Source organism: Thermosipho ferrireducens (assembly GCF_017358165.1).
In the GTDB taxonomy this organism is placed as follows: domain Bacteria; phylum Thermotogota; class Thermotogae; order Thermotogales; family Fervidobacteriaceae; genus Thermosipho_B; species Thermosipho_B ferrireducens.
Genome location: NZ_CP071446.1, coordinates 85,084 through 103,033 on the forward strand (window position 1 = coordinate 85,084; position 17,950 = coordinate 103,033).

General features: G+C 34.6%; 23 protein-coding genes. 18 read left to right on the top strand and 5 right to left on the bottom strand.

The annotated features are described in order from the left end of the window. Positions 1–13: 13 nt before the first annotated feature. Positions 14–631, bottom strand: coding sequence for a redox-sensing transcriptional repressor Rex (locus JYK00_RS00430; protein ID WP_207566771.1), 618 nt, complete (start codon positions 629–631; stop codon positions 14–16). A 346-nt stretch (positions 632–977) separates the two neighbouring features. On the opposite strand from JYK00_RS00430, the gene JYK00_RS00435 reads away from it, so the two are divergent. The 14 genes from JYK00_RS00435 to JYK00_RS00500 are packed head-to-tail and all read left to right on the top strand — an operon-like array spanning position 978 to position 11,961. Further along, complete coding sequence (locus JYK00_RS00435) at positions 978–1,460, top strand: Na+/H+ antiporter subunit E (RefSeq protein ID WP_207566772.1); 483 nt, start codon at positions 978–980, stop codon at positions 1,458–1,460. Continuing rightward, positions 1,457–1,714 carry a cation:proton antiporter gene (locus tag JYK00_RS00440; RefSeq protein WP_207566773.1) on the top strand — a complete coding sequence of 86 codons (258 nt, stop codon included), beginning with the start codon at positions 1,457–1,459 and terminating at the stop codon, positions 1,712–1,714. The genes JYK00_RS00435 and JYK00_RS00440 overlap by 4 nt, the downstream gene beginning before the upstream one ends. Further along, positions 1,711–2,031, top strand: a complete 321-nt coding sequence (mnhG, locus tag JYK00_RS00445; RefSeq protein WP_207566774.1) for a monovalent cation/H(+) antiporter subunit G — start codon at positions 1,711–1,713, stop codon at positions 2,029–2,031. Before JYK00_RS00440 ends, mnhG begins: the two co-directional genes overlap by 4 nt. Next, the gene (locus tag JYK00_RS00450) at positions 2,028–2,267 is read left to right on the top strand and encodes a Na(+)/H(+) antiporter subunit B (RefSeq protein ID WP_207566775.1); all 240 of its coding nucleotides are present in this window, start codon (positions 2,028–2,030) and stop codon (positions 2,265–2,267) included. The genes mnhG and JYK00_RS00450 overlap by 4 nt, the downstream gene beginning before the upstream one ends. Beyond that, on the top strand, positions 2,264–2,983 hold the full coding sequence (gene mbhE, locus JYK00_RS00455) for a hydrogen gas-evolving membrane-bound hydrogenase subunit E (RefSeq protein ID WP_207566776.1): 720 nt from the start codon (positions 2,264–2,266) through the stop codon (positions 2,981–2,983). Before JYK00_RS00450 ends, mbhE begins: the two co-directional genes overlap by 4 nt. Before the next feature lie 2 nt (positions 2,984–2,985). Beyond that, positions 2,986–3,327: a sodium:proton antiporter gene (locus JYK00_RS00460; RefSeq protein WP_207566777.1), complete on the top strand. Its 342-nt coding sequence runs from the start codon at positions 2,986–2,988 to the stop codon at positions 3,325–3,327. Then, positions 3,324–4,676: a complex I subunit 5 family protein gene (locus JYK00_RS00465; RefSeq protein ID WP_207566778.1), complete on the top strand. Its 1,353-nt coding sequence runs from the start codon at positions 3,324–3,326 to the stop codon at positions 4,674–4,676. The genes JYK00_RS00460 and JYK00_RS00465 overlap by 4 nt, the downstream gene beginning before the upstream one ends. Continuing rightward, positions 4,677–6,521: a proton-conducting transporter transmembrane domain-containing protein gene (locus JYK00_RS00470; protein WP_207566779.1), complete on the top strand. Its 1,845-nt coding sequence runs from the start codon at positions 4,677–4,679 to the stop codon at positions 6,519–6,521. A 3-nt stretch (positions 6,522–6,524) separates the two neighbouring features. Beyond that, on the top strand, positions 6,525–7,406 hold the full coding sequence (locus tag JYK00_RS00475; RefSeq protein ID WP_207566780.1) for a respiratory chain complex I subunit 1 family protein: 882 nt from the start codon (positions 6,525–6,527) through the stop codon (positions 7,404–7,406). An 18-nt stretch (positions 7,407–7,424) separates the two neighbouring features. After that, positions 7,425–7,967 carry a NuoB/complex I 20 kDa subunit family protein gene (locus tag JYK00_RS00480; RefSeq protein ID WP_207566781.1) on the top strand — a complete coding sequence of 181 codons (543 nt, stop codon included), beginning with the start codon at positions 7,425–7,427 and terminating at the stop codon, positions 7,965–7,967. After that, positions 7,948–8,478 (top strand): NADH-quinone oxidoreductase subunit C, encoded by a 531-nt coding sequence (locus JYK00_RS00485; protein WP_207566782.1) that lies wholly within the window; start codon positions 7,948–7,950, stop codon positions 8,476–8,478. Before JYK00_RS00480 ends, JYK00_RS00485 begins: the two co-directional genes overlap by 20 nt. After that, the gene (locus JYK00_RS00490) at positions 8,471–9,574 is read left to right on the top strand and encodes an NADH-quinone oxidoreductase subunit D (protein ID WP_207566783.1); all 1,104 of its coding nucleotides are present in this window, start codon (positions 8,471–8,473) and stop codon (positions 9,572–9,574) included. Before JYK00_RS00485 ends, JYK00_RS00490 begins: the two co-directional genes overlap by 8 nt. Before the next feature lie 13 nt (positions 9,575–9,587). Beyond that, positions 9,588–11,447: an FAD-dependent oxidoreductase gene (locus JYK00_RS00495; RefSeq protein ID WP_207566784.1), complete on the top strand. Its 1,860-nt coding sequence runs from the start codon at positions 9,588–9,590 to the stop codon at positions 11,445–11,447. Position 11,448: 1 nt separating this feature from the next. Beyond that, the gene (locus tag JYK00_RS00500) at positions 11,449–11,961 is read left to right on the top strand and encodes a ferritin-like domain-containing protein (RefSeq protein WP_207566785.1); all 513 of its coding nucleotides are present in this window, start codon (positions 11,449–11,451) and stop codon (positions 11,959–11,961) included. Between the two features lie 59 nt (positions 11,962–12,020). Here JYK00_RS00500 and JYK00_RS00505 read toward each other — a convergent pair whose 3' ends face one another. From JYK00_RS00505 to JYK00_RS00515, 3 genes are read right to left on the bottom strand one after another with little or no spacing between them, the layout of a single operon-like run. After that, a complete protein-coding gene (locus JYK00_RS00505) occupies positions 12,021–12,485 on the bottom strand; it encodes a hypothetical protein (RefSeq protein WP_207566786.1) in 465 nt (154 codons plus the stop codon). Next, on the bottom strand, positions 12,482–13,120 hold the full coding sequence (locus JYK00_RS00510; RefSeq protein WP_207566787.1) for a hypothetical protein: 639 nt from the start codon (positions 13,118–13,120) through the stop codon (positions 12,482–12,484). Before JYK00_RS00510 ends, JYK00_RS00505 begins: the two co-directional genes overlap by 4 nt. Position 13,121: 1 nt before the next feature. After that, the gene (locus JYK00_RS00515; RefSeq protein WP_207566788.1) at positions 13,122–13,322 is read right to left on the bottom strand and encodes a helix-turn-helix transcriptional regulator; all 201 of its coding nucleotides are present in this window, start codon (positions 13,320–13,322) and stop codon (positions 13,122–13,124) included. Positions 13,323–13,502: 180 nt separating this feature from the next. Between JYK00_RS00515 and JYK00_RS00520 the strand changes: the two genes are divergently transcribed. The 4 genes from JYK00_RS00520 to JYK00_RS00535 all read left to right on the top strand — a co-directional run bounded on the left by JYK00_RS00520 (position 13,503) and on the right by JYK00_RS00535 (position 17,097). Further along, a complete protein-coding gene (locus JYK00_RS00520) occupies positions 13,503–14,660 on the top strand; it encodes an MFS transporter (protein ID WP_207566789.1) in 1,158 nt (385 codons plus the stop codon). Between the two features lie 99 nt (positions 14,661–14,759). Further along, complete coding sequence (locus JYK00_RS00525; protein WP_207566790.1) at positions 14,760–15,641, top strand: ABC transporter ATP-binding protein; 882 nt, start codon at positions 14,760–14,762, stop codon at positions 15,639–15,641. 6 nt (positions 15,642–15,647) lie between these two features. Beyond that, positions 15,648–16,454: an ABC transporter permease subunit gene (locus JYK00_RS00530; protein ID WP_207566791.1), complete on the top strand. Its 807-nt coding sequence runs from the start codon at positions 15,648–15,650 to the stop codon at positions 16,452–16,454. Between the two features lie 10 nt (positions 16,455–16,464). Then, positions 16,465–17,097, top strand: a complete 633-nt coding sequence (locus JYK00_RS00535; protein ID WP_207566792.1) for a TetR/AcrR family transcriptional regulator — start codon at positions 16,465–16,467, stop codon at positions 17,095–17,097. A gap of 3 nt (positions 17,098–17,100) precedes the next feature. Here JYK00_RS00535 and JYK00_RS00540 read toward each other — a convergent pair whose 3' ends face one another. Beyond that, positions 17,101–17,934: a hypothetical protein gene (locus JYK00_RS00540; RefSeq protein WP_207566793.1), complete on the bottom strand. Its 834-nt coding sequence runs from the start codon at positions 17,932–17,934 to the stop codon at positions 17,101–17,103. Positions 17,935–17,950: the final 16 nt, after the last annotated feature.

Here is a 17,950-nt window from a genome sequence, read left to right on the forward strand (position 1 = left end):
TTCTCACCTCGATTTAAATTTTACGTTCCACTTGAAACACAAGGGATTTAAATGTAAGAGTAATGTCCACTTCCTCAACCAACAAATGAGTTCTCAATTTAATAGGTGCAAAGTTTACCACACCTTTTATCCCAAGTTGCTCAAGTTGTTCAACAACATACTGAGCAGCTGTTTCTGGAACAGCTATTACAGCTATCTCTACAATATTCTTTTTAACAAATTCTTTTAGTTCAGAAATATGCCTGACTATTAAATTACCTATTTTTCTTCCAACTTTAGCCCGATCAGCATCGAAAATTCCTATTATATTAAATTTTTCTTTTTTCAATCCTTCATAATTTACCAGTGCACTTCCTATGTTACCTGCACCTATAACAATAACGTTCCAATACTTATCAACCCCTATAATACTCTCGAGTTTTTCCATAAGCATAGCCACATTATACCCAACTCCACGTTTTCCAAATTCCCCAAAATACGACAAATCTTTTCTAACTTGACTTGATTTGATACCCAACCTTTCAGCTATATCTCTAGATGCTACATAATCCACCCCTTCTTCGTACAATTTAGATAGACAACGATAATAAAGCCCTAACCTTCTGATAACCGGTCTTGGAATTTTGTCCATATCTTCCGGTACGCTTTCGCGTACTCTCCTCCCTTCCCTTTGTTTATTGTGATGTTGTTCACAAATATTATACAACAATTTTTGTCAACTTTTACCATTCAATTTATAAAAAATTTCGCACAGTAAATAAGTTTTCTTAAAGGTATTAATCATAAAAATAGTGATTTGAATTTTTATTTTTACAAAAATAATTCAATTTTACCTTTCTCATGAAATATTTTCGCGCCTCTCGAAACAAAATCGTAATTTGTAAAACAAATAAGATATGCTATAATATTGCTGCGTTAATACCGATAAGTTTACTCTTGATATTTTTAATCCACAATTCCTTTAAAGGAGGGAGATTATGTATTTTTCAGCGTTTATTGTGATATTTTTCACTTGGATCTTACTAACTGGTTCATTTGATCTTGCTGAGCTATTAGTTGGTTTTGCTGTGTCACTTGTAATTGCAGGAATTTTGAAACGATATTACTCCATAAAATTTGACGGAAAATTTATTTCAAGGATCATAAAATTCGTCTTCATTTACCTGCCGGTATTCATACTGGAGATGATCAGAGCAAATATAGACGTTGCAAGAAGAGTATTATCTCCTTCTTTGCCCATCAATCCCGGATTTGTACGAATAAAAACAAACCTGCATAAAGATATCTCCAAGCTTGCACTGGCCAATTCTATAACATTAACTCCTGGAACATTAACACTTGATGTGGAAAAAGACAGTTTATACATTCACTGGATTGATGTCAAGACAACTGATCCAGATGAAAAAAAAGAACTTATTGCCGGAAAGTTTGAACGCATATTGAAGGGGGTATACGAATGACTCTGATTAATTATATATACTTTGGTCTGGTAGGATTTGGCGTTTTATTTTCATTTCTGAGAATCCTCATTGGACCTTCAAGTGCTGATCGTGTTGCGGCGCTTGACACATTAAATATCATGCTCACTGGAAGTATTGTTTTTCTCGCGCTTGTTTTTAGAAATGGATTGTACTTAGATATTGCTCTGGTATATGGGCTTTTATCTTTTGTGGAAACTGTAGTGATTGCACGCTATCTGGAGGGGAAAAAATGAGTGTATTGGGCTATATTTTAATTGGAATTGGCTCTTTCTTTTATTTTCTGGGAGGTCTCGGTATGCTGAGAATGCCTGATGTTTATAACAGGCTCCAGGCTGGAACAAAAGCCACAACTCTTGGATCATTTTCTGTTATTTTTGGTGTGGGATTAGTAGAACCAGGCTTCTTAGGAAAAGCGCTGATAATAATCGCATTTATTGCCCTTACAAATCCTGTTGGAAGTTCTGTGCTCGCGCGAGCAGCATATTTAAAAGGAGTAAAACCATGTGAAAAAACTAAAACTGACGAGTATCAAGGTGGTGATACCCAATGACAATAGTAAATATTTTCATTGGTATTTTAATGGTTATTGCAGGAATATTCGCTATTGAAGCAAAAAAAGTTATCGATTCATTTATACTGCTCTCTATAATGAGCCTATTATCAGTTTTTCTATTTGTAACTATGAAAGCTCCGGATGTAGCTATAACAGAGGCAGCAGTGGGAGCTGGTTTGACAACCGCAGTTTTAGTTCTTGCACTGAAAAGAATAGGTGGTGATGAAAAATGAGAAGATTTTTATCAGCACTTATTGCTTTAGGAATAGTATTATTCTTTATTAACATCATATCTATATTACCAGATTACGGAAACGCTCAACTTTCCAGAGTTTCACAGGCTTTCATAGGCAAAAAGGTAACCGATTCACCAGATAATGTAAAGTTCAAAGAATCCACAAATCTTGAAGACGGTTCAGCTAACGTAGTGACATCTATTGTTGTTAATTATAGATCTTTCGACACCTTAGGAGAAGTTACTGTACTGTTTACTTCCGCTTTTGGTATAGGCCTTATTATTCACGGCAAAAAAAGGTATAAATATAACCAAAAACCCAATTTCATATTGAGAGTTTCTGTGGGTATTTTACTCCCGATAATATTTCTCTTTGGTTCTTATGTATTTATCCATGGGCATCTCACCCCGGGTGGTGGTTTTCCAGGAGGAACGATAATTGCAGCAGGTATTTTACTCCTTTACCTCTCCAATGAAGAATTTGACCTTTCAAAAACTTCTAAGTTTGTTGAAAGCATCGCAGGAAGTCTTTATATAATAATTGGGCTTACTGGAATTGCTATAGCAGGGATATTCTTAATAAATTTCCTCCCAACGGGAACCCTGGGAAATCTTTTCAGTTCAGGAATAGTACCTATAGTTTACACAATAATTGGCTTTAAAGTCGGAGCCGAGTTATCAGGACTTATTGCTGATCTGCACAGGGAGGGATGAAAATGGTATATTACTTTTCTATGATACTAATAGGAATAGGGATATATGGTATTCTTTCACAAAAAAATTTATTTAAATACCTGGTATCTTTAACAATTATTGATACAGGAATAAATCTATTCATAATAGCTACCGGGTACATCAGAGGAAAAGAAGCTCCAATTTATTCTGCTTTCTCTCCCACCGCAAATTTTGTTGATCCACTACCTCAGGCTCTTGTATTAACAGCAATTGTAATAGGAGTAGGAACACTGGCACTTGGTGCTTCTTTACTTGTGAAAACATATGAAAAATATGGAACCCTGGATATAGAAGAAATCGCCGCAAAGGAGGCGAAAGAATGATTGCATTACTTATAAGTATCCCACTAATAGCAGCTTTTCTTACTGTGCCTTTTAAAGGTCTGGGAAAATATTTGCTTTTACCTGTAACTATAATCAATTTAATAATCCTGACATCACTTAATCCTGTAATCATCAGTAACATGGGAGGCTGGAAAGCTCCTTTTGGAATTACCTTAATACTCGATGGAGCCAGTTATTTTTCACTCATAGTGTTGAACACAATATTTTTAATAATATCATTATTACCACAAATCATAGATAAAGGTTTTGGAACAGTGTTACTATTACTCCTTACTTCAACCAGCGGTCTTATATTAACAGGAGATATTTTCAATTCATTCGTGTTTCTTGAAATTACTGCTGCCGCTGCGTATATACTTGGTTCAAACAAACAGAATTTTTATGGGGCTTACAAGTATCTAATATTAGGTAGTCTGGCTGGTGGATTTTACCTGCTTGGGGCAATCTTTGCGTATCTCGGCACCGGTTCTCTAAATATAGCCGATATTTCAGTAAATTTGAAAGAAAATTTCCTGCCAGCGGTGTCACTTCTTCTGCTAATCGGATTGGGTGTAGAAGCAAAATTATTCCCACTTTCCGGCTGGGTACCTGATGTTTACTCCTCTGGTTCTGCATTAACACCAACTATTCTTGGAACAGGTGTAACATTTACCTTTATATATATGATAGGGCGAATTTTTATTACAATGTTACACGGTAAATTTATGGGGATATTATACATACTTGGTTTATTAACAATCGTTTTTGGAGAGCTTGCTGCCTTTAGAGAAAAAAAGTTACTAAGAGCTCTTGCATATTCCTCCATAGCACAAACCGGCATTATGCTCACAGCTCTGAGTATTAATAGTTTTGATTCATTAGTTGCGACATATTTCCATGCATTAAATGATGCAACAGCAAAAATTGTACTTTTCTTGATAGCAGCGTATACCGCAAAAGGTTTTTCCAGAAATAAAACATCAGGAATCGCATTCAGTATCGCATCTTTTTCACTTATAGGCTTCCCGCTATTTGCTGGATTTAGAAGCAAAATGATGATACTGTTTTCTTCTTTTTCTTCCGGAGATTATTTATTTCCGGCAATCTTTCTTTTTGCAGGTGTTATAGAAGCAGTTTACATTATTAGATGGAATATAAATCTCTGGCATAACAACGACGTCAGTAACGTCACTATTCCATGGAATGTAAAACTTATTACTTTAATTCTGGCACTTGCGCTGATTTATATTGGATTGTTCCCGGAGATATATATCAATATTGCTCGAAGTATCGCAGATTCAATTGTAAATACAGCCAATTATGTATCCAGTGTGTTGGGAGGGATGTAAATGATATCTTTAACTACCTTAATAATTACTCTACTTTTTAGTACCATCATCTCTTACTTTCTAACCAGAATCAACAAAAAAATAGGAACAATTTTTAACTTTGCATTAATCTCATACTCGCTTTACATTGTCAGCAATTTAAAAACGGGAATACAAATTAAACTATTTTCAATAACTCCAGGGCTTGAAAACACATTAATTGTTACAGAACTTGGAAAATATTTCGCAATAATAAGTTTTATTGTGCTTTCTATGGTAGCATTTTTTAACATAACCTGGATAAACAAAAAAGTTAATTTCTCAGCTGCATTCAACGCTTTTTATCTATTTACAAGCGCTGGTTCTCTTGGAGTTTTTTTCGCAAAAGATATGCTTACATTATACATTTTCTGGGAAATGGCTGTCCTTGGATCACTTTTAATTGTTCCTATGGGCAGAGAAGATGCAAAAAAAGCTGCCATTACTTATCTGGCTATCAGTTCAACAGGAAGTTACTTATATCTTTACGCCGCTTTATCTCTCTGGAATAAATATGGCACCTTAACATTCGACAAAATCGCATATCATCTGATCAACGAATCATCTGTTACATACAAATGGCTGATAATTTCCTTTATAGTAGCCGCTGGAATAGCAAAAAGTGGTATATTCCCACTGCATACATGGCTTCGAACAACCCTCGGAAAAGCCCCTGACACATTTAGTGCGGTTATGTCTGGTCAATTAGAGAAATTGGGAGCTTATATTATAGTATTTGCCCTTGCGGTAATCCCAAGTTTGCAATTGTTCAGACCAATATATAGTTCTGTTCCTTCAATCAATTATTTGCTAATAATTCTTGGCAATATTTCCATAATACTTGGAACGTTTATGGCTATAAGACAAAATGATATGAAAATGCTGATGGCATATTCGTCCATAGCCAATGGTGGTTATATTTTAGTGGGAATTGCAACAATAGATACCATTGGATTTTCCGGAGGACTTTTCCACGTTTTTAACCACGCAATCGCCTCCGCTATGATTTTCCTTTCCTTTGCAGCTGTTATATACAGAACAAATACATCGAAAATTGATGAAATGGGCGGACTAATCTGGAGAATGCCTTTAACTTTTGTAACATACCTTGTTGGAATTATTTCGCTTGCTGGTATACCACCAACAAGCGGATTCATTTCAAAATGGATGATTTTCAATGTTCTTGTTAGAAAAGGAATGTTTGTAACTGCAGCCATAGCATTTATAGGAAGTGTAGGTTCGTTCCTTTACGTTTTCAGACCACTTGCAGGTGTATTTCTTGGGCAACTAAAGAAAAAACATTATGATGTAAAGGAAGTTCCAGTGGTAATGCTTATTCCGATGATATTGCTTGTTTTTTTAACATTATTTGCAGGAATCATCCCAGGTCCTATCCTTGATAAGATTTCTGCTATTGAAACAGAACTTGGGATAACTCCTATAGAACACACCGCCACTATTATTAAAACACCTCTTGGTCAGTGGGATACATTGACTGTTTTTACAATGTTCACAACAGGATTTATTATTGCGTTTATATTATTTGTGATATTCCCAAAAGGGAAAAAAGTAGAGTTAACCGATCAGTACACTGGCGCAGAATTTTTACACAATTACGATTTATATCATTATGCGACAGGATTTTATAGATTCATTGAAAGACTTTACGATAAACATCCATCGTTTGAAAAATTGTATGGAATGCTTGCAAATTTCTTTAAAAATGTTGGAGAGTTTGTAAATGCATGGGTGTATAAAACAAGCCCCGGCGCTTATGTATTCTGGGTTTCCGTTGTAATCCTCATACTTTTCTGGGTGAGGTGGTAAATGATGACTGTACTTAAAGTTATTGCCGTCCTGGCAACTGGCTTTTTTTTCGGATTAACATTTGAAGGTATAGCTAGAAAAGTTATCGCAAGGATTCAAAGAAGATATGGTCCACCATGGTATCAGAATTTTATAGACGTTTTTAAAGCACTTTCAAAACATGGAATTTCTCACGGATGGATTTTTGATTTTGGAATTTTAATGGCCCTTGGCGGAACAATAGCTACCCTTGCATTTATCCCTATTGGTAATCTTGTTGCTTTTCCCGGGCTGGACAATATATTCGTTATTACCTATTTATTCGCCGTAGGTGCCCTTGGTATGGCTATGGGAATGGTTGGTTCTGGAAATCCAAACGCAAGTGTTGGAGTTGCAAGAGCACTTACTCAAATGCTGGGATATGAGATTCCATATCTTGTGGTAATTTCTGGAGTTATGTATTACTACAAAACATCATCTGTAAGTGGATTGATGACTGCTCAGGGAGATACCTGGAATCTTGTAAAAATGCCTATAGGTACGCTGGTAGCGTTTATTTCTTTGCTTGGAATGCTGGGCAAGAAACCTTTTGATACTCCAATTGCCCCATCTGAAATAGCCTCGGGACCAATGGTTGAGCTCTCTGCGAAATATATGGGACTTTTAATGCTCATGCATACCTTCTCTATATTTGTAGAAGTTGCATTATTCGTTGATATATTCCTCGGTCAGAGTAACTATTTCACATTTCTTTTAAAATTTGCTATCGTCTGGATTCTGGCAACAATGATTTCCGCTGTTCTGCCGAGATTCAGAATAGAACAGGTTGTTAAATTCTACTGGACAGTTCCTTTAGGCCTTGCATTTGTTCAGGTATTATTTGTACTTCTGGGCCTTGTATTTTAACAACGTGGAGGTGAAAACATGTCTGCATCTGAAAGAAACATATGGGAAAAAATAGCCGATCAGCTTAGAAGTAGATCAATGTGGATGTTACATTATTGTACAGGTTGTGGCGCAATCGAACTTCCACCGTCAATGACTTCAAGATTTGATATGGAACGATTTGGAATGGGACCTATGGCTACACCACGACAGGCAGATCTGTTCCTAATAACAGGTTATTTAAGTACAAAAACCTTAAGAAGAGTTATTAAAACTTACGAACAGATGCCTGACCCAAAATACGTAATTGGTTTTGGCTCCTGCACACTGAACGGTGGAATATATTTTGACTCTTACGCCACTATAAACAGGTTAGACTATTATATTCCAGTTGATCTTTACATTGCCGGATGTATGCCACGCCCTGAAGCGGTTATCGAAGCATTCAACACATTAATGGAAATGATAAGAAAAGGCGAAGCAAACGGCTGGAAACGATACAAAGAAAATTATGAATGGTACAAGAAAAATCAATTGCGTTCACTTGGGGAGGTGGACATACATGACGAGTTCCATGAATAACGCTCTGGAAAAGGTGAAAAATGCAATAAAAAACGTGAAAATTATTGAAATAGATGAACGAGAAGCAAAAATAGAAGTTGAATCTGAAAATACTCTTCCAGTTTTATCTATTTTAAAAGGTGAAGGGTACTTTCACCTTTCTTTACTAACTGCCGTAGACTGGATGGAAAAAAACGAATTTGAATTAATATACATCTTATATTCGTGGAATGACGGTGGAAAATTTATAGTATCTACAAAAATTGATAGAGAGAAAGCTGAATTTGTTACAGTGATGCATATGTGGCCTGTTGCAAGATTTTATGAAAGAGAACTTCACGAGTTTTTTGGGATTAAGTTTGCCGGAAACAACGATATGAAACCTTTATTTCTTGAAAATTGGGACGATATACCACCGCTAAGGAAAGATTTTGATCCACTTGAATATTCAAAGAAAAAATTCCCGGAAAGGGAGTATCAGAAAGATATTATTCATGAAGCTAAGATAATAAGAGGTGATATAAATGGGTGAAGTAAAATTCTTTTTTGGCCCAAATCATCCAGGAATGCATGGGAATTTCAGTGTGCATATGTATGTAGAAGGTGACACTGTGGTTCGTGCAAAACCAGTACCAGGCTTCCTCCACAGAGGTTTTGAAAAGCTTATGGAGAGAAGATTATGGTATCAAAATCTTGCACTTGTCCCAAGAATATGTGTTCCTGAGCCTGATATTAACGAAATGTGTTATGCTATGGGAATTGAAAAATTAGCAGGTGTTGAGGTACCTGAAAGAGCGCAATGGATAAGAATGATTATACTTGAACTTGCAAGAATAGCCAATCATTTTATGAGTTTTGCAGGAATTGGTGGCCCCCTTGGACTTTATACAGGACCTTTCTGGGGAGTCGCTGACAGAGACAAAATTCTTGATATTTTTGAAAGTTTAACAGGTGCCAGGATATATCACATGTACATAGTCCCTGGCGGAGTTAGAAAAGATATGCCTCCAAAAATTCAGGACATGATTCTTAAGACACTTGAATATATAGAATCAAGATTGGACGATTACGATAACATCATCTTTAAAAACAGAATAGTTCATACAAGGTTAAAAGGGATTGCTCTTTTAGATAGAAACACTGCACTTGAAATGGGAGTAACTGGAATAGGAATAAGAGCTACAGGAGTACCTTATGATATAAGAAAAATAGATCCATACCTATTCTATGACAAAGTTGAATTTGAAGTTCCTGTTGCTACTGAGGGTGATGCGTATTCACGGCTTAGATTAAAATTCCTTGAAATACCTCAAAGCATAAAAATTATCAAGCAAGCACTTGAAAAAATGCCAGAAGGCAAGGTAAATGTTCCTATAAGCGAAGGTAACGCTTTAAGATTTCGCGTGCCAAAAGGGCAGGTATACGTGCACGTTGAAGCTACGCGGGGCGAATATGGATACTTTATAGTATCAGATGGTGGCGAAAAACCATATAGAGTGACTATCAGAGGAGCTTCATATCCACAAACACTCTATGGTATAGAAAAGTATCTTCCAGGAACTCGAATAGAAGATGTACCTATATGGCTTGATACAATGGGAATTTGCTCCCCAGAAGTAGATAGATGAGGAGGTGACTCTAATGAAAAAGAATACAACCGCTGAAAAAGATTTTTTCGCTCCCATAAAAGCGTGGAAATTTTTGTTTAAAAAACCTGTCACTATAAAAGTTCCTTATGTAAAAAGAGAAGCAGCTGAACGATATAGAGGATTTCACATAAACGATTGGGAAAAATGTATAGGGTGTGGAACATGCGCAAAAATCTGTCCAACTGATGCTATAAAAATGGAAGAGATCCGTGAAATACCACAAAAGTATGGAGAAAAACCGCAGAGACCTGTAATCGATTATGGGCGTTGTTCTTTCTGCGCCATGTGTGTTGATATTTGTACCACAGGCTCTTTGAAAATGACCCGTGAATATGTACACATTTCCAAAGATCCTGAAGATTTTATATTCATCCCAACAGAAAAAGGTATTCACGGTATAGAAAATGTACCTATAGGGTGGACTCGAGATGAAAATTCTGATTTATTAGAACTTGAAAGAGTAGAAATGGAAATGCTTCAGGGCAGTGAAAGAGTTAAATCGTTTATAGAATACGTAAAAGGATACAGCAAAGAACAGGCCATGCATGAAGCTGCAAGATGTGTTGAGTGTGCCATTTGTACAGACAGATGTCCAGAACATATGCAAATACCTGAATATATAAAGTCTATATGGAAGGATGATCTGAACGAAGCGCTAAGGTGGCTAATGAAAGGTAAGGAGTCAGAGAATTATTTCGGAGCAAATCCATTTTCCGGAGTTTGTGGAAGAGTTTGTACTCACAAATGTGAAGAAGCCTGTTCTCTGAACAACAGAGGAGAAGCAATTGCTATAAGATGGTTAAAAAGATATATCGTAGATAATATTCCAGAAGAAGATTACGGAAAAATCCTCGATATCAAACCATCTCCTAAAAATAAAAAAGTCGCTATAGTGGGCTCAGGTCCAGCAGGATTATCTGCCGCATATTTTCTTGCAACAATGGGCTATGAGGTAGATGTTTACGAGTCTCTCGGAAAACCAGGTGGAGTAATGCGTTATGGTATTCCATCCTACAGATTGCCAGATGAAATTCTCGACAAAGACATCGCTTTTATCCAGGCGCTCGGTGTAAAAATTTTCGTTGGGGTGGCTGTGGGGAAAGACATAAAATTTGAAGAGCTTAAAGAAAAGTACGATGCGGTCTTTGTTTCCACAGGATTCAGTTTAGGAAGAAGTACAGGTATTCCTGGAACAGAACATCCAGATGTTGTTCAGGCACTTCCATTATTAAGAGAAATTAGAGATTATTTAAGAAACGGAGGCGCAAAACCAAAAGTCCCTAAGAGTCTTGTTGTAATAGGTGGTGGAAATGTCGCAATGGACGTTGCAAGATCAATTGCAAGACTTCAGATGCAGGAATACGGAAAAGTTGATGTTAAAGTAACATCGCTGGAAAGAAATTACGAAGAAATGCCTGCGGATATGGAAGAAATAGAGGAGGGTCTTGAAGAAGGAGTAAAATTCTATCCCGGTTGGGGTCCTATTAAAGTTAAGGTCGAAAATGACAAAGTTATTGGTGTAGAATTAAAAAAATGTGTGCAGGTATTCGATGAAAATGGTAAATTCAGTCCACAATTCAATGAAAACGAAAAAACATTTTTAAATGGAGAAATGGTAGTAGAAGCAATTGGTCAGGCACCAGACTATTCCTATTTACCTGAAGATATTAAAAATAAAATAGAGTTTATCCGGGGAAGACTGTTAACAAACGAGTATCGGCAAACTTCGATAAAATGGTTATTTGCTGGTGGCGATATTGTAAATGGACCAGATATTATTCATGGAGTAGCAGACGGATATTGGGCAGCAAGAGGAATAGATGAATACCTCTCACAAAAAAAGGAGGGATAATATGTCCGTAAAAGATATATTAAAGCTCGCTGAATTTTTTGAAATAGAAGGCTACAAATTCTACAGAAGTAAAAAAGAAGAGTTAAAAAGCAAATTAATAAAAGATGTATTTTCCTACTTACAGGAAATGGAAAAAGAACACACAGAATACATAAGAAAGCTTCTAAAAACTTTTGAAAGTTCAGAAAAACTTCCCACAAATATTTTCGAAAACACAGACGAAAACTTTTTCCTGAATAGATTTAAAAGTCAAAAACTTGACAATGTACCTTATGAAGACGATATTAAAGACCTTTCAATACTCAGAATGGCTTTTCTAATAGAAAAAGATTTTGTTTCATATTACAACAAAGCAGCTGAAAGCGCCGAAAAGATAAATCAGCTTGAACTAAGAGAAATATTAATTCATCTAAGAAACTGGGAAGAAGGACATGCAAATCTTATTGAAAATCTTATAAAAGAAATATACACCAGAAAGAGTTTGGATCTTGGTTTTTATCCATTTGAAAGGTAAAATAACATTGTATACATTGGGGAGAGGGTAAGCCTCTCCCCTTTTTTGGAGTTATGTATCTAAAACTCGTAAGCAAGCTCGAAAAAAGGAATAGGCCAAACAGTTTTACTTGCAGCGCTTACAGGTAACGACATGTCTCCAGATACTGAAAAGTTAATTTTTCCACCATCCAAAGGGATGGAATAACCTATTTCTCCTCCTATCAAATATAATTGCCTTTCTTGATGAGGAAAAACCACTATCGAACGAAAATTTATACCGGCGAAAATATTTTCAAACAGATTCGTGGAAAGACTCACCTCAGGTGAAACTAAGAAATCATTATCTCCTGTTTCCGAATCTTTCACCATAAACATGCCAAGTGAAATCCCGATTCGAACATTATCGATATCATAAGCTATTTCAACATATGGAAAAAAAGTACCCGTTATTACGACGCCTACAGAATAACTGATATTATTTGCAAAAATCACACTACATAATACTAATATTACTACAACGACAAAAAGTCGAAAGTTTTTCATAACTCCCCCTCCTTTCTAAAAGATTGTATTCCAAGAAACAACAGCGGTGTTCCCAACAGAGAATAAACAAGTATCTTTACAACATTAAACTCATTTCTAAAAATAAAAAAGCTAAGAACTAAAAACCATCCAGAAAACAATATACTCCCGATCCATCTAAATCGTAGTGCAATCCATGTAGAAATTAATAGTAATAAAGGCAGAAAGATAAATTCCATTAGCCCTTCCAACGTAAAACCATGAGATAACAGTGTAAACGCAGATAGAATGGCAAACAATGTATACCCTGTAACTTTTATTACTTTATTTCTCTGATAAATATATCCTATATACAGCAAATTTTTTAAAAGTAAAGGAAACAAAATATAAAAATAGAAAATATCGTTGGTAGCTTTCAGGCTAAATAATAAAAATAATGCGGAAATCATTATCATAACATATAAAGTAATATTCGATGTCTTATACTTCAATAATCTTTCAAACTCGTCTGTACGTTTTGAAAACATATCTTTGTATACCTCTATAAATATAGGAACAAAATAAAGAATAGAAAACCACCTGTTTAATGAAATAACTATGGTAACTCCTACAATCAAAACTATTTCAAAAACAGATAGAAATTTATTCGTCACCATGTTAATCACCCTCCTCCAGAATAAATAACTCTTCAACTTTACACCCAAAAACTCGTGCTATTTTTAAAGCAAGTAGTACAGAAGGTGTGTACTTTCCTTTTTCAATATAATTAATAGTTTGTCTTGAGACTCCGACTTTTTTAGCAAGCTCTTCCTGGGTAATATTTTTCATTGCACGAAAAACCCGAATTTTATTTCTCATTTTCTCCCCTCCGAAATAATTGTAAAACATATTTGACATAATGTCAAGTATAGTTGACACAATTTTCAAAATTTTCTCTCACTAACGTTTTTTAGAACAGGTTTTGCCAATTTTTCTAAATATATGATATAATATATTTCGTTAAACGAACCATTATGTTGCGTGATGGGAGTGTGAAAATTGAGTGCTCCTTTGATGATAACACTTTATACCCTTATAAATGGCTTAACAAGAAATATTTACCAGGTGCTTTTCAACCTGTATTTAAAAAATCTTGGATATAATAATGAAATTGTTGGAACAATAATGTCGTATAATCTCTGGGGTGGAGCCATTCTTGGGCTTTTAATAGGTTTTTTAGCAGATAAATTTGGAAGAAAAAAAGTAATACTTTTCACCCAGATTTTTATTGTTATCTTTGGTATCTGGCGACTTTTCCCCACCTCATTTTTATCTCTGTATATAACTTCATTTCTTTACGGTGGCTTTAATGTTACCTCGAGAATCCTATCGAATGTGTTTCTTGTTGATTATACTCACTATGGTAATCGTGCGAAATTTTTTGGCCTTAATTTCGGAACAGTAATGTTTACTGGAGTAATAGGTAACGCCCTGGGAGGAATGCTGGGAGATTTATTCGGATTTAAAAGTATTATGATTCTTGCTATGTTATTACGAATTTTTGCATTGGTTCCCATCTGGTCCCTTAAAGAAAATACCCGTAGAAGCAATATAAAAATAAAATTGACTGGTTATCAAAAGAAAGTTTTCGCATATTATTTGTTCTCAACAATGAGCGTAGGATTTGGCGCAGGATTGTTTATTCATTTTGGGAATGTTATATTCTATGACCTCTTTTCCATGAGCGCCACACTTATAGGATTTGTACTTGCACTGGCTCAATTTGGAACAAGTCTTGGTGCAACATTTTCTCATAAACTCGGGAAAAAATTCGGGGCTGCAAAATTACTTTTGATTTCTCATTTTTCCGTTCCGATTTTAATCCTCTTAATGGCGTTTATAAGAGAACCCGTTTCTTTCACATCAATTTATATAGCAAGATTTACAATAATGAATATGGTAAATCCTATATTCAGTACACTTATACTTTCCTTCCTTCCCTCAAATATTCTGGCTTCCACTTCTGGATTAAATAACTTTGTTAACAACGCTATGCGAGGTGTAGCCGCTATACTATTTGCAAATATTACTCGTACATTGAATGGTTACTGGGTAATTTTCCTCATAAGTTCCATATTCTACCTTGCAAATGCCTTAGTAACTCTACAATTTTACAAACACATAAATGGAAGAGACAAAAAACTTTATAGTAATTAATTTCGTTTTTCTGATCATAAAATTTGACTTTAAAAATGTATTATGCTACAATTTTAGGTAACCGCATGGTCACCAACATCTATCAGGGAGATGAAAACAGTGAAAGTTATTGAAGTAAAGAAACTTACAAAATATTATGGGAAAAATCGTGGGGTAGAAAACTTAAGTTTTTCAGTGGAAGAAGGAGAGATTTTTGGGTTTATTGGGCCAAACGGTGCCGGAAAGTCCACAACTATAAGACTTTTATTAAATTTTTTGTACCCGGATTCAGGAAAAGCAACTATATTTGGAAAAGATTGCTTCAAAGACTCTTCTGAAATTAAAAAGACGATAGGTTATATTCCAGGAGAGGTTAACTATTATGGAAATGTCAGAGTTAAGGAGCTTCTTGAATACTCAATGACATTCTATAAAGGTTCGAAACTACAGTTTAAAAAACGCATGATTGAGCTTGCAGAAAGATTTTCACTAAATTTAGAGCAAAAAATCGATGAACTCTCCCTTGGAAATAAGAAAAAAGTTGCAATAATACAATCCCTCATACACAAACCAAAGCTATTAATCTACGACGAACCCACAAACGGTTTAGATCCACTTATACAAAATATCTTCTTCGACTTAATAAAAGAAGAAAATAAAGATGGTGTTACCGTATTTTTTTCTTCACATATACTTTCTGAAGTCCAAAAACTATGCTTCAAAGTAGCAGTTATAAGAGATGGACAGATTGTCAGTGTGGAAAATATAGACGATTTAACAACCAGACAGTACAAAAAGGTAAAACTATCTGGAGATGTTGACATAACATCCCTTTCTGGAGTAAGTAACATAAAGCGTGAAAATAACAGTGTTTCTTTTATTTATTCTGGAAATATAAACCATCTCATAAATTTTTTATCCAAAAAAGATGTTAAAGATGTTTCTATAAACGACCCCTCTCTTGAAGAAATTTTTATGAAATACTATACGAAAGGAGAGTAACTAATTATGAATATGTTAAAATGGGAATTTAAAAAGATTAAAACTTCCATCATTTTATGGACAATAGCATTCGTATTATTACAATTAATGTACTCTTCATTTTTTCCATCGATGACTTCTGAAGAAGGAAGTTTTCTTGCGGCAAAACTAAAATTTCTTCCTAAATTCTTTCTAAAAATGTTTGGTATGGAAAATCTTGACATAACCAATATTTTGCATTATTACGCTCTCCAGGGACAATTTATTATTATATTAATAGGCAGTGTTTTTGGAGCAAAAATTGGGGCAGGTATTGTTGTTAAAGAAGAAAGTGAAAAAACTGCTGAATTTCTTCTTTCAAAACCTGTCACAAGAGAAAAAATTATTACAGCAAAAATCTTAACATTGATTCTAAGTATTATAACATTCGATGGTCTTATAATAATTGCAAATTTAATATTCTTCAACATATTCAATACTTCCGAAATTTTTGATTTTAAGCTTTTCTGGCTTCTTTCTCTGGCCCCGCTTCTTATACACCTTATAATAGGGTTGATAAGTTTTCTAATATCAACTATTGAACGAAAATTGCAAAGGGCAGACGCCATTGCACTTGGTATAACTTTTACTTTGTATTCTATCTCAGTCCTTGGAAAACTAACAGAAAAATTAAATTTCTTAACATTTTTCACTCCATACTCATATTTTGATCCAACTAAAATAGTAAAAACGACCTCATTAAATTTTTCATTATTACTTTTGTATATAGTAGAATGCTCAATTTTAATCTCTATTTCATATGTTATCTTCAGAAAAAAAGATATTTATCTTTAGGAGGAATTCTGTGAGTGGAAAAAGTGAAAAAATTAAAAATATATTAGACGTATCAATAAAAGAATTTGCAAAAAAAGGGTATGAACTGGCTTCTACTAATGTAATTGCAAAAGATGCAAAAGTTTCTAAAGGATTGATTTTCAAATATTTCAAAAATAAAGAAAACCTCTATATTGAAACGTATAAATATGCAATAAAAGAATTAAAAAATGAATACGAAAAATTTTCAAAGGAAAAATCCAGCTACGATTTTTTTGAATTTTTAAACAAGTGGGGATTGAAAAAATTAGAATTACTTTACAAAAAACCTATACTTTCAAAGTTTTTACTAACAAGCCTGGAACTTCCTGAAAAAATCTCTCAAAAAATTCAAGAAATATCATCAGAAATTTTTCAGGAAATTATCCCTGATTTGTACCACAGATTCTCTAAACTCTCTTTGCAGGACAACCTCCCAAAAGAAAAACTATTTCAACTGATAATTTTCATGATACAAGCCTTAGGCGATGCTTACACCAAACAGTATTTCAAAAAAAGTAATGACTTTATTAAAAACAAAGATGAAATATTAAAAGAATGGGAATTATACCTTGAAATAATAAAAAGAGGCGTGTTAAAAACCACGCCTCCTGATAATTCATAGTTATTAAAACCTCGCGGAAAACGTTAAATAATAGTCTGTTGTTATAAAAGGAATCTTTATATCTGTCGCAGCACCTTCTGACGTCCAGTTTAAAAAGCCAAACAAATTATATATCCAGTCAGTAGGGGTAAAACCTTGCAGATACATCAAAGGACTTTCTTTGAATTTATACCTATAACCAATTTCAACAGCCGAATAATTGTCGTAATACCATCTTAATCCAACCCTGCCCATTGAATATAAACTCTCATTTCTCAACTGGTCGATATAAGTTTGAAAGTCCGTACTTGTTGATTCCGGTTGAACGTATATATTGAATAAAATACCAGATTCTGCTCCACCAAATACCTCAACATTATCTCTTACATAAAAACCTACACTTCCAAAGCCTTTTAGCCAGATCCCATGAATAACAAAATAATTGGCAGAGAAAAGTTCAGGTGCAACGTAAATACCTGTATCATTAACTTCTCCATGTAATTTTAAACTTAACCTGCCAAGATTCATATTTGTATGAAGATACCCACCTATGTTGAATGGCAGTAACCAACCGTATCGTGGTTCGCCCGCATAAGTTGACATAAGACCTGGATCAAATACTATTCCGTACAGGTTAATAACATTGGTATTTCCCATAAACAACCTGAATGTTGCATTATAAAGCCCCAAAGGCCATCCCAATGGTATTGTTGAAATCTCTGCTTCACCAAATGAGTATCCTAAACTATTAATCTGAATAAAAAACCCCTCTGGATGTGGAGGAATTATATCTGTTTTTATTCCATACACCATTACCGTTAAAACAACAAAAATGATACTTAAAATCACTCTCTTCATTTTCATCACCCCTTTC